Annotated in this window: 12 protein-coding genes and 3 tRNA genes; 7 read left to right on the top strand and 8 right to left on the bottom strand. The window is 39.2% G+C overall.

What is annotated here, in order from left to right; all coding sequences use genetic code 11:
- On the bottom strand, positions 1 to 392 hold a 392-nt coding region (locus tag J671_RS23285), incomplete at its 3' end, for an SDR family NAD(P)-dependent oxidoreductase (RefSeq protein WP_031983647.1).
- A gap of 112 nt (positions 393 to 504) precedes the next feature.
- Between J671_RS23285 and J671_RS23280 the strand changes: the two genes are divergently transcribed.
- Complete coding sequence (locus J671_RS23280) at positions 505 to 1,401, top strand: LysR family transcriptional regulator (RefSeq protein WP_031983645.1); 897 nt, start codon at positions 505 to 507, stop codon at positions 1,399 to 1,401.
- A 65-nt stretch (positions 1,402 to 1,466) separates the two neighbouring features.
- Here the strand turns inward: J671_RS23280 and J671_RS23275 are convergent.
- The 5 genes from J671_RS23275 to J671_RS23255 form a co-directional block, all read right to left on the bottom strand.
- Positions 1,467 to 1,542 (bottom strand) — tRNA-Lys (locus tag J671_RS23275).
- 22 nt (positions 1,543 to 1,564) lie between these two features.
- A tRNA-Lys gene (locus tag J671_RS23270) sits at positions 1,565 to 1,640 on the bottom strand.
- Between the two features lie 22 nt (positions 1,641 to 1,662).
- Positions 1,663 to 1,738, bottom strand: a tRNA-Lys gene (locus J671_RS23265).
- Between the two features lie 120 nt (positions 1,739 to 1,858).
- On the bottom strand, positions 1,859 to 3,700 hold the full coding sequence (locus tag J671_RS23260) for a long-chain-acyl-CoA synthetase (RefSeq protein WP_031983643.1): 1,842 nt from the start codon (positions 3,698 to 3,700) through the stop codon (positions 1,859 to 1,861).
- Between the two features lie 191 nt (positions 3,701 to 3,891).
- Complete coding sequence (locus tag J671_RS23255) at positions 3,892 to 7,221, bottom strand: Rne/Rng family ribonuclease (RefSeq protein ID WP_006580488.1); 3,330 nt, start codon at positions 7,219 to 7,221, stop codon at positions 3,892 to 3,894.
- A gap of 722 nt (positions 7,222 to 7,943) precedes the next feature.
- On the opposite strand from J671_RS23255, the gene J671_RS23250 reads away from it, so the two are divergent.
- The 4 genes from J671_RS23250 (at position 7,944) to J671_RS23235 (ending at position 10,964) form a co-directional block, all read left to right on the top strand.
- Entirely contained in the window at positions 7,944 to 8,876 is a 933-nt protein-coding gene (locus tag J671_RS23250; protein ID WP_016803649.1) for an RluA family pseudouridine synthase, read from the top strand.
- The gene (locus tag J671_RS23245) at positions 8,873 to 9,547 is read left to right on the top strand and encodes an HAD-IA family hydrolase (RefSeq protein ID WP_031983642.1); all 675 of its coding nucleotides are present in this window, start codon (positions 8,873 to 8,875) and stop codon (positions 9,545 to 9,547) included. The genes J671_RS23250 and J671_RS23245 overlap by 4 nt, the downstream gene beginning before the upstream one ends.
- 70 nt (positions 9,548 to 9,617) lie before the next feature.
- The gene (locus J671_RS23240; RefSeq protein WP_004883440.1) at positions 9,618 to 10,310 is read left to right on the top strand and encodes a helix-turn-helix transcriptional regulator; all 693 of its coding nucleotides are present in this window, start codon (positions 9,618 to 9,620) and stop codon (positions 10,308 to 10,310) included.
- A 48-nt stretch (positions 10,311 to 10,358) separates the two neighbouring features.
- On the top strand, positions 10,359 to 10,964 hold the full coding sequence (locus J671_RS23235) for a glutathione S-transferase family protein (RefSeq protein WP_031983639.1): 606 nt from the start codon (positions 10,359 to 10,361) through the stop codon (positions 10,962 to 10,964).
- Positions 10,965 to 11,021: 57 nt separating this feature from the next.
- Here the strand turns inward: J671_RS23235 and J671_RS23230 are convergent, their stop codons facing one another.
- Together J671_RS23230 and J671_RS23225 are read right to left on the bottom strand one after the other, a co-directional pair.
- Entirely contained in the window at positions 11,022 to 11,699 is a 678-nt protein-coding gene (locus tag J671_RS23230; protein WP_004710735.1) for a DUF1345 domain-containing protein, read from the bottom strand.
- A gap of 83 nt (positions 11,700 to 11,782) precedes the next feature.
- Positions 11,783 to 12,751 (bottom strand): IS30 family transposase, encoded by a 969-nt coding sequence (locus tag J671_RS23225; protein WP_014538385.1) that lies wholly within the window; start codon positions 12,749 to 12,751, stop codon positions 11,783 to 11,785.
- A gap of 545 nt (positions 12,752 to 13,296) precedes the next feature.
- Here J671_RS23225 and hcaR point away from each other — a divergent pair.
- Positions 13,297 to 14,196, top strand: a complete 900-nt coding sequence (gene hcaR, locus J671_RS23220; protein WP_002053339.1) for a DNA-binding transcriptional regulator HcaR — start codon at positions 13,297 to 13,299, stop codon at positions 14,194 to 14,196.
- 357 nt (positions 14,197 to 14,553) lie between these two features.
- Positions 14,554 to 14,846 (top strand): helix-turn-helix domain-containing protein (locus tag J671_RS23215; protein WP_264665482.1); only part of this gene is annotated, 293 nt, incomplete at its 3' end.

The following is a 14,846-nucleotide window of genomic DNA, read 5'->3' as shown; positions in this document are numbered from 1 at the left end:
CCCGCCGATTGAATAAAGAAATAGGCAATTTTTGAGTTGATATCACTCATGCTATCAAACTCTTGTTCTGTCGTTTCTAAAAATGACTTCTTTAAGACCTTTCCAACTGTATTAATCGCAATATCTATTCCACCAAAATGCTGCTTAGTGTCTAAGAATAGCTTCTCGATGTTATCGATATCTGTTAGATCTGACTGAATTAGAATTGCATCTGCACCCAAGGCTTTTACGTCTGCGAGTGTTTGCTCGGCATCTACTTGAGTTTCTGAACTATTATAGTGAATTGCGAGTTTTGCTCCTTGTTCTGCAAATTTTCGGCTAATGAGTCCGCCGAGGTTTTTAGCACCGCCAGTAATCAATACAACTTTATCTTTGAGGCTATGAGTTGTCATGATGATTGTTCCTATGATGACTTGTTTTAATGTATTTTTAGTCTAGATTGGCGGTAATTTTTGATCAATTGTGTTAGTTTGGTTTAACTATTCAGAAAAAACGAACAATTAAATGGATCGTTTACAGCAATTTTTTATTTTTACAGAAGTCGCTAAACGACAAAGCTTTAGTGAGGTTGCACATCGACTCGATTTACCGCGCTCAACAGTAACGAGTGCTATTCAACAGCTTGAGACTCACTATGGCGTACGCTTATTTCATCGAACTACACGTAAAGTCAGTCTTACGCAAGATGGACAGCGAATATTGCCAGAATGCCAAAATCTTTTATTGGACTATGAACAATTAGAACAACTCATTCAGACCCAAAAACAGCATTACCGAGGTACATTAAAAATTTCGATGCCCAGTCGGATTGTGCATCAAGTAATTATTCCTGAACTGTCAGATTTTTATCATCGCTATCCAGATATACATTTGCAGCTTCATAGTTCTGATGACATGACTGACTTAATTGAAAAGGGAATTGACTGTGTTGTTCGGGTAGGTGAACTAGATAGCAGTAGTTTAATTGCAAGATTTATTGGCCATTTGGTCATGGTGAATTGTGCAAGTAGAGGCTATTTAGAACAGTACGGTATGCCTGAACAATTAGAAGATCTATCTCAGCACAAACTAATTAACTATGCGGGAGCCGTAGGTGAAAAGCAGGGTGAGTTTGTATATCAAGGAGGAAGCGTGATGATGAATAGTGCTTTAAGTGTAAATAATACGGAAGCTTATAGTGCTGCGGCCTGTGCAGGTTTAGGGATTATTCAAGTTCCTTACTATGATGTTCAAGATAAAATTGAGCAGGGAATCTTGGTTGAGGTCCTGAGTGCTTATAGTGCACCGTCACTTCCACTTAATATTTTGTATCCCAACAGGACTTATATTCCGAAACGATTAGAAGTTTTTATGAATTGGGTGGGAGAGGTTTTAAATCGAAAATGTATCGTCATCTTTTAGTCATAAAAAGAAAATAAGATAACAATAAAAAAAGCCTCTCAAATTGTGAGAGGCTTTTTAGAATTTGGTGGGTCGTCCGCGACTCGAACGCGGGACCAACGGATTAAAAGTCCGCTGCTCTACCAACTGAGCTAACGACCCAAATAGGTTCAAAACAGATAAGTGGTGGGTCGTCCGCGACTCGAACGCGGGACCAACGGATTAAAAGTCCGCTGCTCTACCAACTGAGCTAACGACCCAAATAGGTTCAAAACAGATAAGTGGTGGGTCGTCCGCGACTCGAACGCGGGACCAACGGATTAAAAGTCCGCTGCTCTACCAACTGAGCTAACGACCCGTATCGTTTTGATGTCGCGTATTTTAGCAAGTTATTCAACTAACACAAGAGGAAATTTAAAAACATTTGCATGATTGCCTATAAAAAGCACGATTTCCTCTTGTTTAGCTAAAAAATGAACTAAAAACGGTATTTATATGCCTGAATGTTGTCAAAAATTTCAGTTGTGATGTCACAGTAACTGCTTGCACCAGGCAATAAAGCGAGTAAACGTTCAGAAGTTTTGCTCGGATTAAACGCATCTTCTTTCAGTTTATTCTTCTGATATTTAAAAGTACCTGTTGTTTCGACCTTTTTTTGTACACGTAAAAACACCGGTACAGCATAAGCAGGCAAACACTTCTTAAATACAGATACCATTTCGGTTAAATCTGCATCATTTAGCTCTTCGCCATCTGCCAGCGTGATGGCTGCCATACCAGCACGGCCATTGGTATTTGGAATTTCTACACCATAAACAACAGCTTCAGCGATTTTTTCGTATTCACATACCATGTTTTCCACTTCAGTGGTCGATACGTTTTCACCTTTCCAGCGGAAAGTGTCGCCTAGACGGTCCACAAACTGTGCATGTCGGAAACCGATGTCACGAACTAAATCACCGGTGTTGAAATAAGAGTCACCTTTTTTGAAAACATCTTTCCAGATCACAGACTTGTTCTTTTCAGGGTCGGTGTAACCATCAAATGGAGAACGGCTAGTAATTTTCCCAATGAGTAGGCCAACTTCACCTGCTTTTACTTTTTGGCACCAGCCGTTTTTATCGCGGATTGGTTCATTTTTTTCTTTATCGAACTGAACAATGGCATATGGTGTAGGAGAGAAGCCAACTGTGTTGTCAAAGTTGAAAATGTTGCTAAATCCAACGTTACCTTCGCTCGATGCATAAAGCTCAAGCACTTCTTTAACACCGAAACGTTGTTTGAACTTGTCCCAGATATTTGGGCGCATGCCGTTACCGATCATTTTTGTGACACGATGGTTACGGTCAAGTTCCGTAACAGGAGCATCCATTAAGTAGCGACAAAGTTCACCGACATAACCAATAGCAGATGCATTAAATTTTTGAACGTCTTTCCAGAATGCGCTAGTCGAATATTTACGACGAATTGCAAGGGTTGCACTTCCAGCAATTACACCACACCAGCAAACCACCACACCTGTTGCATGGTAAAGCGGTAAGGTTACGTACATAACGTCATCTGGTCCTAAGTTTAAGATATGGCCATAAGTACCATACGCTAATGTCCAGCGACTGTGTTTGAAAATAACTGCCTTTGGTAAACCTGTTGTACCAGAGGTGTAAATATAAAACAGGCCATCATTACCAGTCACAGAATGGGTAGTGGATGGGTTAAATTTTGGAAATTGATCAATTTGGTCAGCTAGATTGATATAACCTTGAGGTGCTGTACCCGAATTTTGACGGGTTGCCTGATCTGCGAACCAGTGGAAACGATCTTTAGGAACATTTAAATCCTGACGAATTTCGTCAATAGCAGCACGAACTTCTTCACCCGCAATAACAGCAATTGGCTTTACCAGATTGATGCTATGAGCAAGAACCTTACCGACTTGTGATGTATTCACAAGCGCAATCGTGACTCCAATCTTGGCTAAACCAATAATTGTTGCGATTAGCTCAGAGCGGTTTTCAATCATTACAGCAATGACGTCACCCTTATGCGCTCCCAAGGAGAGATAGTAATGGGAAATCTGGTTTGCCCATTCATTTAAAGCTTCATAAGAATAACTTTGATCTTCAAATAATAATGCCGCGCCTTTAGGATTTCGCTTAACAGCTTTTTCAAAAGCAATACCCAAACCTGTTGGAGTATGTGATGTTCTTAAATAAGCCTGTCTAAGACCATTTAGGATATGGGGTACTTTGGGAATGAAGCTAGGAAGTCTTGTGGCAACATCACCAAGCGTAATGATATCGGTCTGTGTTGTCTGGCTCATATCAATCCTATTTATTTTTCGATCAATCCAAAAAAGGTTGTGGGGCAAAAAGTCCAATAGTTTTCATGGTTCACCATGCTTTTAAAACTTTTCTTCTAGTGCAATCAACCTAATTGGTTAAAAATAACAAAAAAAACCTAGTCATCGAAATGACTAGGTTTGTTTAAATTAGCTGCAATTGAGCAAATGGCTTACTCAGCTACAGGATTAGCTTTTTTTGGCGGACGGCCACGAGGACGGCGAGGACGACTTGGTTTATCCTTGTCGGCTTTAGCGTCTTCTGTTTCAGCATCAGCTGCCGCTTCAGTCGGAGCCGCTGTTTCTTCAGGAGCTACTTTCGCTTTGCTTGTTGCTTTTGATGGCGCAGGTTCTTTTGCTACAGGAGCTTCAGCTACTGTTTCTGTAGTTTTTTCTTCTACAGGAGCAGCTTCAGGCTGTGCAACTTCAGTTGACTGATTAAGTTCAAGCGGTTGCTGTTCTGGTTCAGCAGTAGCTTGTGTTTCAGCTGGTGCAGTAGCAACAGTTTCTTCTGCTACAGGAGCAGGAGTTACAACTTCTTCTTGAGCAGAATGTTGTTGTTTCACTTGCTCAAATGCTTGCTCCGCAGCTAATTTTGCTAAACGGCGACGTTCACGCGGGTCATTTGCAACACGTGGAGTCGGTGCTTGCGATGGAGTAAGTGGAAGTACTGGTGCTGGTTCTGCTTCTTCAGCCGGTTTATGGCTTGGAAGTTCTGCATCACGAGTTACAGGCTTTTTCTCTTCTGTTTCAGAAGTTACTTCAACCACTAAAGTACTTGCATACTGTTCTGCAAACTTTTGCAATGCACGATTAAACGTTGGTACTAAACCAAATTGTTCAATCAATACGGTACAGTCTTCGCCATATACATGACGAATTAAGCTACCAATCGTGTGTTGTGCCAAAGTTGGTATTTGCGATGGCGCAATAGATGGCGCAGCAGCTTTGGCTTGTTTAGCCTCACGTTGCTGACGACGACGCATACGTGGGTCATTGCTAGCACGTTGGATTTGTGGCTGAGCAGCTTGTTCAGTTGGCTGAGCTTCATTTTTTGCTTCAGCAACAACTGCTTTCTCTTCTGCAACAGGAGCTGGTGTTGACTCTGGAGCAACTTCAGCAGGAGTAGGCTCAACACGCTCAACTTGGCGTTCAGGTGTAAGCGCCACAATCTCGCTTTGACCTTGATCAACATTAATAATTAAAGCAGTGTTCATGACATCATGCTTAGGTGCATCAATCACATCAACTTTAACTTGTTTTTCATCAACAACAACTGGTGCCGGCGTATTTTGATTTTCATTTAATACGCTTGGATCGCGGTGGCGATTTGGACGGTTCGGACGCTGTTGATTATTGCGATCACGACGTGGAACAACATTTTCAGTTTGTTGTACATCATTATTTTGATGTTGCTGATCTTGCTGTTGTTGACGTTTTTGCTGACGTTTTAACTCACGTTGCTCTTGGCGTGACAACTGAACCACTTCTTCATGCACTTGATGTTGCTGTTCATGAGATTGGTGATGCTGCTCACGTTGCTCTTTATGTTTACGCTTTTTGTTGTTCTGACGTTGTTGCTGAGATTTATCATCTTTTTCAACATGTTCACGAACTTCTTGTTTCACAGGTGACTGTGAAATATAAGCGTTATTTGTTTGAACTGGCGCAACTTCTGCAACAGCCGGTACGGCTACTTGACCGAACTGACCACGGCTAACAGCACCCGTATTTACCATTTGCTCAATCGCAGCAGCAGCGTTTTGTGCTGAACGAGATTGATCAACAGTTTGCGCTTGTTTTTGAACAAATAAGTTTTCTAACCATGCACAAGGGCTTGCTGCTTTTTGAGCTGCAGGTTGCTGTACTACAGGTTGAGTTGTATGGCTTGTCTTTTTCTGAGCAGAACCATTTTTTGAAGCAGGAGCTGTTACATGAGCATGATCTGCTTCTTCTAAATGCCATTCAGAAGACTCATAACCTAACTCTTTCTCACTAGAGCGAGTTGCTTCAGTACGTTCATAGCTAGATGGAGCAAAACCATCTGGGTTATAAGCAATTTCGTAATGTGGAGTTTCTAAGTGCGGGTGAGGTAATACAGTTACACGTACACCAGAAGTTTGCTCTAAATACACCAAACTATGGCGTTTTTCATTAAGCAAGAAGGCTGCAATTTCAACTGGAACTTCAACCTGAACTTCACCATGACGTTCACGAAGAGCAATCTCTTCAACTTTACGCATGATTGAAAGAGAAAGTGAACGTAAGTCACGAACCATGCCTGTACCATGACAGCGAGGGCATACATAACCTGTTGCTTCTTCAAGCGATGGACGTAAGCGTTGACGGCTCATTTCCATTAAGCCAAAACGAGACAACTGACCGAACTGAATACGGGCACGATCGCTTTGGGTTGCTTCACGAAGTTTTGCTTCAACCATACGTTGATTGCGTTCTTTAGTCATATCGATGAAGTCGATCACAACTAAACCGCCAATGTCACGAAGACGAAGTTGACGAGCAATTTCTTCTGCTGCTTCAAGGTTTGTATTCAGTGCAGTTTCTTCAACGTCATGTCCGCGAGTTGATTTCGCAGAGTTAATGTCGATTGAAACTAAAGCTTCAGTCTGGTCAATTACGATTGAACCGCCAGAAGGAAGTTTTACTTCACGTTCGTAAGCAGTTTGAATTTGGCTTTCAATACCAAAATGAGCGAATAATGGCTCGTTTAAAGTATAAGTTTTTAATTTGTCTAATTGACGTGGCATTACTGCTTTAACAAAGTTATATGCTTCGTTATAAGCCTGTTCACTATCAATTAAGATTTCAGCAACGTCATCACGTAAGTAATCACGAATCGCACGTGTTACAACGCCAGCTTCCTGATGAACAAGCATCGGAGAAGGGCCTGAGCTTGCTGTACTTTGAATTTGTGCCCAAAGGTCAAGCAAGTGTTGTAAGTCGAGTTGTAATTCTTCTTGAGTACGGCCAATACCAGCGGTACGTACAATAACGCTCATACCACGAGGTACATTTAAAGACGCTAAAATTTCTTTTAACTCTTCACGCACTGAACCTGAAATTTGACGGCTAATACCACCACCTTTCGGGTTGTTTGGCATAAGAACCAAATAACGGCCTGCAAGAGAAATAAAAGTAGAAAGGGCTGCACCTTTATTACCACGTTCTTCTTTTTCAACCTGAACTAAAAGCTCTGTGCCTTCAGTAATAAGTTCACGAATGTTTGAAGTTTGACGTGGGTCTGCCTGAAAATAGCTGTTCGCAATTTCACGCATAGATAAGAAGCCTTGACGACCTGCGCCGTATTCAACAAAAACAGCTTCTAATGAAGGTTCTACGCGGGTGACATGGCCTTTATAGATATTGGATTTTTTCTGTTCTCGGGTACGATTCTCTAAATCAAAATCGTAAAGACGATTACCAGTGATAAGTGCAACGCGAACTTCTTCGGCATGAGTTGCATTAATCAACATACGTTTCATGGGTGTGACACCTAATAGTGACTCACACAAACAAACCAAACAAACTTAAAGGTTCTGAACGAACATCGAACATGACGGATCATTTCCCAGATCTCAAAATACTTGTGGTCTGAGTCATCTGTTACCGGCTACATTTAGCCTTAGCTTCGATTCTCGTCTGTGATGTAGGCAATACTGCTTCAACCTTTAAATCGGAATTCCCTTTTGCTTCACTGGCGGGGGAGCGGTGCATTGGTTAATGACTTTCACTGTCATTGGGCGCGAAGTGACTTCTTTATTGGAAGTTTGATACGGAATGCTCATCGTATCGGTGCTTTCGGCAGTTCCAATGCATCAACGCTTTAGCCTGAAGGCAACATTAAGGATCGATTTGTCTGATGTGTATCAGTTTACGTTCCATAACCAACTAGAGTTGGTAACATATTTTTTTGAACAAACTGAATTAAACGCAACAGTTTGTCATTTTGCCGATATAATAAGCCTTCGGCGTCGGCATAATTCTTTAGGACCTGTCCGAGCTGGTGATGAAAGCATCATTTTGATTGAGGTTTCAATCAGGGAAATTTCCCTTTAGATGTTCACTTACGGTGGTATCCGTGCGCTGACTATATCAAACCTTGCAGCATCTGCCTATGGGCTAAGCTTAGATTTCTTGTGAAAAAACTAAGCTAATCGGTCATTTATTAATCAAATTTCGTAAAATTTCAGGTTTAAATATTAGTATGAATTCTACACAGCAATGGCAAAGTGTCACTTGGTTTGAGGTGGATGAGCATCAAGCAGGACAACGAATCGATAATTTCCTGTTTTCACGTTTGAAGGGTGTACCAAAGAGTCGAATTTATCGTTTGATTCGTGAAGGTCAGGTTCGCGTGAATAAAAAACGTATTAAAGCCGAGACCAAACTTACAATTGGGGACCAGATTCGCGTTGCGCCTATTCGCTATGAACAAAAAGATGAAACTGCTGTTCCTGTAAGCGACAGTGTAGCTCAAGGTTTATTAAGCCGTGTGGTTTACGAAGATGAAGGCCTATTAGTTGTAAATAAACCTTCAGGTATTGCCGTACATGGCGGTAGTGGCGTGGCGTATGGTTTGATTGAGGCACTACGCGCGGCAACAGGTAAAAAATATTTAGAACTGATTCATCGTATTGACCGTGACACTTCTGGTCTGGTCATGATTAGTAAAAAGCGTAGCACTTTAAAGTTGCTACAAGATATGTTGCGTGAACACAAAATTCGTAAGACCTATGCCGCTATTGTAAAAGGTCAGGTAAGTCTTGATAAACAACTCATTGATGCTCCTCTATTTCGCTATGAGTTAGCAAATGGCGAGCGTCGCGTACGTGTATCTAAAGAAGGTAAGCCAAGTAAAACCGAATGGGTGGTTGCAGAGCGCTTTAAAAATGCCACACTGGTTCATGCTTCGCCTTTATCAGGTCGTACCCATCAAATTCGTGTACATGGTTTAAGTATTGGACATCCTTTGCTGGGTGACGATAAATATGGTCACAACACTGCTTATGCGGGGCCTGAAGCACGCCGTTTGTGTTTGCATGCCATGCGTTTAGATATTCCGGGTTATCCAACGATTGAAGCACCGTTACCAGAAGACATGACCCAGTTATTAGAGGCTTTGAGAGTAGCAAAATGAGTCTGAAAACCGAATTAGTGATTTTTGACTGGGATGGTACTTTATATAATTCTGTTGGTCAGATTGTGGCAAGTTTACAGCATGCGGCCGAGCAGCATGAGTTAACGCTAACGGATGAAGCCGCAAAAAGTATTATCGGTTTAGGTTTACCGGAAGTGATGCAAACTTTATTTCCGGAAACACCAGAGCTACATGAATCGATTTTAAAAGCATATGGCGATCACTATATTGCCAACTCGACAAATGATGCATGGTTCGAAGGTATTTCTGAGTTACTTCATGACTTAAAAGCTCAAGGTTTAAAACTTGCGGTAGCAACAGGTAAAAACCGCCGTGGGTTAGACCGTGTGATTGCAAAAACTCAAAGTACTCATCTGTTTGATGTTACTCGAGCAGCCAATGAAACCCGTTCAAAACCAGATCCACTCATGTTGCAGGAAATTTTGAATGTAACAGGGGTAAGCATCGAGCGTGCCATAATGATTGGTGATAGTAGCTATGATCTTGAGATGGCACAGCGTTTAGGTATGCCACGTATTGGTGTTGGCTATGGTGTGCATTCAATCGAAGTTCTACAACAGTTCCAGCCTTTAACGATTGCTAAAGATGTACCTGAACTGCACAACTTTTTAAGAGAGTATGCAAAGCTCTCTAATGCAGATGTAGCGTAATTTAGAATGATATAAGAAGGGGGAATTTATTCCCTCTTATTGTATGTCCAATAACAATAAGACGAGAAAAATGAGCCGTTCTATTCGTTTATTAAATCTTTTACAGCAACTTCGTGAATCCCGTTATCCAGTGACTGCACAAGTCTTGGCTGAGCGTATGGGAATTAGTGTTCGTAGTATTTACCGCGATATTGATAGTCTACGAGCCCAAGGTGTGAGAATCGATGCATCAGCGGGTTTAGGATTTCAGCTTAAAGAAGACATAGTATTGCCACCAATGACGCTCAATGAAAATGAAGTTGAAGCTATTTTTCTGGCGTTGTATTGGTTGAAGAGTGTACCCGATCAATCTTTACAATCGGCTTCTACATCAATCTTAGCTAAATTAAATTCTGTGCTGCCTGAACATCGCCAATATTTATTACAGCAAACAACCTTAAGAGCATTTAACACATGGCTGCCTGTAGATAAAAATCAGGTTGAACAAGTACGTTTAGCCATTCGGCAGCAAGTCAAAATTACAATGCATTATCATGATGAACAACAACGAAGTAGCGTTCGAACCTTGTGGCCTTTTGCCTTGGGATACTTTAATGACAAAATTGTGTTGGCCGCATGGTGTGAACTAAGGCAGGACTTTCGACATTTTAGAATGGATCGTATTCAACACTTAAGTTTAACCCAAGAATTATATCCATCATTTAAGCAGCAACTCTTCCAGCAGTGGTGGGCACAAGAATCGCAGACTACTGACAAAAACTGACAAAAGATATTTGTAGACTAGAACCACGATAAACAAGGAGCCATAAAAATGAGCCTTAAACTTTATACTAACAAAGAATCGCGTGGTGTAGTGATTGACTGGCTTTTAGTCGAGCTTGGTGTTGAATGTGAACGTATTGAAGTTGCATACCGAACCGAGATGAAGTCACCAGAATATTTAAAAATTAATCCTTTCGGAAAAGTACCTGTATTGGTAGATGGCGATGTTGTTATTTATGAGTTAGGGGCAATTTGCGCATATCTTGCGGACAAGTTTAGTGACAAAGGCTTGGCACCAGCCTTGAATGATCCAAAGCGTGGTTTGTACTATCGTTGGTTATTTATGATGGCAGGTCCTTGGGAAGCTGCTGGCGTTGATAAAGCTCTAGGAATAAAAGTATCTCCTGAGCAAAAAATGTTTGTGAGTTATGGTGATTACAACGATGCTTACCAAGCTTTGATTCAAGGGCTGAGTGAGGCTAATCCATACTTATGTGGTGAACAGTTTACGGCAGCAGATGTCAGCGTGGGCGCGATGTTGTTATGGCAGTTGAAAATGAACACGATTGAATCACACCCTACCATTACACGTTATGTTGAAACGATCAAACAACGTGAAGAGTTAAAACAAAGCAGTATGGGCGGATTATTGTAAACCTATGCTACTTCGAGCCACCTTTTAAGGTGGCTTTTTGTTTTTTAATCAAAAGCTTTAATTGCTAATAAAACCCGCAGCGACGTTAATACAAATTGCTAAAATAGTCGTGTTAAAGCCAAATGCCAAAACGAAATGAAATAAGTTTAGCAAACGCATATGCCTAGTGGTAACCGATACATCAGCTGTTTGTGCTGAAGTACCAATAATATAACTAAAATATAAGAAATCAGGATATGTTGGATTTTTGGTCCCTGGAAAATCTAATCCACCACTTTCTTCATTTCTGGATAAAGCCATGTAAAAGTCATGTGCATAGTGCAAGGCGAAAACGGTGTGCATAAAAAGCCATGCTGAAACAATGGTAAGTAAAGCTAAAGCAACATGTCCTAATTTTGCATAATGGTCAGAAGGAAGCTGAGACAGCTGTACTAATATAGCAACTAGACACATAGAAATTGCAAGTAAAACAATCAGCATAATGACCCATTTGCTTTCATCTTGTTTTTTAGCTTGCTGCTGCATTTGAGAGTGATCAGCATTTTTCATAAGTTTGAAAACATTCAATAAATATAAGCCAATCGACCCATTCCAGCTTACTAATAAAATAGTAGACCATTTCCATGAGGTGAACCAAGTCAATAGAATTCCGGCAATAACGCCAACGAATAAAGCAATAAAGAAGTGAGGTCGGTTTTTTACGCTACGCCCCAAATGCTTTAATAGTCCCAACATTTACTCGACTCTCCTTATGCCGTAAAAACTATTTTTTTTACTATTTGGTTAATTTAACATTAAGTTTTATATATTGGGCGAATTCAAACATGAGGTGCGACAGTTTGAAAAGTCTTATGATAATCAACAAGCTGAGCAAATTTCTCTAATGGTGTAAGCCAATCTAACGCTTTTCTAGGACGAGTATTCAGTGACATGGCAACTTGATTTAAATAATGCTGATCTGCCTGATTTAAATCAATCCCTTTAGGTAAATATTGCCTAATTAAACCATTCATATTTTCGCATGTGCCTTTTTGCCAGGGTGAATGTGGGTCACAGAAATATACATCTATGCCTAAATCTTCTTCAAGTATTTTATGTTCTGCCATCTCGCGTCCACGGTCATAGGTCAACGTTTTACGCAGTTCTGCAGGTAAATATTTCAGAGCTTCAGTTAAAGCCTTGCGCACTGATTCTGCCTTTGCATCAGGTAATGTTGCCAAGATACAGAGCCGTGTATTTCGTTCAATAAGTGTTGCTATCGAACTTTTATTGTCTTTACCTTTAATTAAATCAGCTTCCCAATGACCCGGTATTTTTCTTTCTTGAACTTCGGCTGGGCGCTCATGAATAGTTTTAATATCCTGTAATATAGAATCTTTTTTAGGTTCACCGTTAGCTTTTCGCTTTTTATTTTCATGACGTAGACAGGATAATAAGTCTTTTTTCAACTCACCCTTGGGTAATGCTCGTATCGTTGAATAAATCGTTGTATGGCTTACATTCATTGTTTGATCCAAATCAGGAAATGTCTTTAAACGCTTTGCTATTTGCTGAGGAGACCATAAACAACGGATCGCTTCAACAATAAATTTCCAGAGGATTGAATCGATTTTGAGTTTTCTGTGACCACGTCTACGTCTAGCAAAAGTGTTATCAGAAGCATATCGAGCTTGATAAACGTCATTGATGCTATTTCTTTTAAGCTCACGATAGATCGTACTAGGATGTCTTTTAATAAGTTCAGCAAATTTTCTGGCTGAAAAGCCTTCTTTTCTTGACTCAAGCATTAATGCAGTACGATCTTCAAAGTTAAGATGATGGTATGACAATTTTATATACTCCATAAACCCTTTAAATTAATTAGGTGGTTTATGTCGCACTTCAAGTTTTACTCTGCCTACTTTTATCTTAGTTATTCAATAAATCTTTTAAATTGCTTAATTTTATCAACTTTTATCGATGCTTGATAAACTAAAAAAATAGAGCAATATAAGAGTGATACATTTACTATAAAAATACTTTCCAAAATTTTTCGTTAAAAAAATCAACACCTAAATCTCTGCATTAATAATAGATTTTTTCATAATATGAGAAAACTTTAAGTGATTTTTAAAAAAGAAATTAAAATTTCCTATGAAAATTTAAAAAAACAGTTAATAATCGGCAATTAATATATTTTATAAATTAATAATTAAGAAAAATTTCATATTAATTTAATAATGATTTATAAATTTTCATTTATTTTATAAATATCTAAAGCATCTTCACGCTATATAGTTTTATGCTTTATACTTTACTTAAATCATAGTAAGACATTTTTTGGATTAGTCTTATGGAATTACGCCATCTTCGATATTTCATCACTGTTGCTGAAGAATTAAATTTTAGTAAGGCCGCTCTAAAACTCTATACTGCTCAACCCTCCCTTAGCCAACAAATTAAAGATTTAGAAGAAGATGTCGGTGTACGACTTTTAAACCGTACAAAACGTAAAGTCGAGTTAACTGAAGAAGGTGAAGTATTTTTAGAACATGCCCGTTTAACACTTGCTCAAGCAGATAAAGCTGTAGCGATGGCACGTCAAGTCTCAAAGGCCAAACAACAATTATTACGTATTGGTTTTGTCCCCATTGCAGAAATGAAAATTTTCCCGTACGTACTTCCAAATCTACGATTACAGCATCCTGACCTGACCATTGAACTATCAAGCTTAAATAATACAGAACAACTCAAAGCATTAAAAAGAGGTGAACTCGACATCACCTTCACACGTGATAATACCGAAACCGATGAAATCCAAAGCCAATTTGTTTTAACAGAACCATTAATTTTTTTATTACCTAGAAACCATCCTTTGGCTAAATATGAACGCATTCCTGTAAAAGCTTTACACGGTATAGATTTTATTATTCCTGCCGCCGAACAATCGAATACGTTGCACAATACTATTTTAGAATTTACTAAAACTCATGGTATTGATCTGAATATCGTACAAAAGGCCGATAGTATTTTACTCAATATTAATTCGATTGGGTCAGGTCTAGGTTGTACGATTTTACCAGCCTATGTTGCACCTCTAGGTGTATCAAATACAGTAGTTCGCCCTTTAGATGTGGATTTACCTTCTTTAGATTTATTTGTCAGTTATCGTAAAAATACAGAATCTGTAGGTGTTAAAAGATTTATTGACCAGCTCAATAAAGTGTTTCATCTTGATAAGAATCTCGATTAAATACGACAAATTAAAGTTAACTTTATTTAGCAATAATAAATTAGTTAGAAAATCTAAATTAAAGTATAAAATAAATGAGCTTAAGATTTATTTTATACTTTTGATCCATTATTTAAATTGCGATAATTTTTTATATTTTAGCTTATCAAAAATATTATTTAAAAAGACAATCAAAAGTATAAACAAGGCAGAGTAAAACTTGAAGTGCGACATAAACCACCTAATTAATTTAAAGGGTTTATGGAGGGCAGAGTAAAACTTGAAGTGCGACATAAACCACCTAATTAATTTAAAGGGTTTATGGAGTATATAAAATTGTCATACCATCATCTTAACTTTGAAGATCGTACTGCATTAATGCTTGAGTCAAGAAAAGAAGGCTTTTCAGCCAGAAAATTTGCTGAACTCATTAAAAGACATCCTAGTACGATCTATCGTGAGCTTAAAAGAAATAGCATCAATGACGTTTATCAAGCTCGATATGCTTCTGATAACACCTTCGCTAGACGTAGACGTGGTCACAGAAAACTCAAAATCGATTCAATCCTCTGGAAATTTATTGTTGAAGCGATCCGTTGTTTATGGTCTCCTCAGCAAATAGCAAAGCGTTTAAAGACATTTCCTGATTTGGATCAAACAATGAATGTAAG

The sequence above is a fragment of the Acinetobacter sp. 1130196 genome (assembly GCF_000588095.1).
Classification (GTDB): domain Bacteria; phylum Pseudomonadota; class Gammaproteobacteria; order Pseudomonadales; family Moraxellaceae; genus Acinetobacter; species Acinetobacter nosocomialis.
This window is presented reverse-complemented; position numbering and strand designations above follow the sequence as displayed.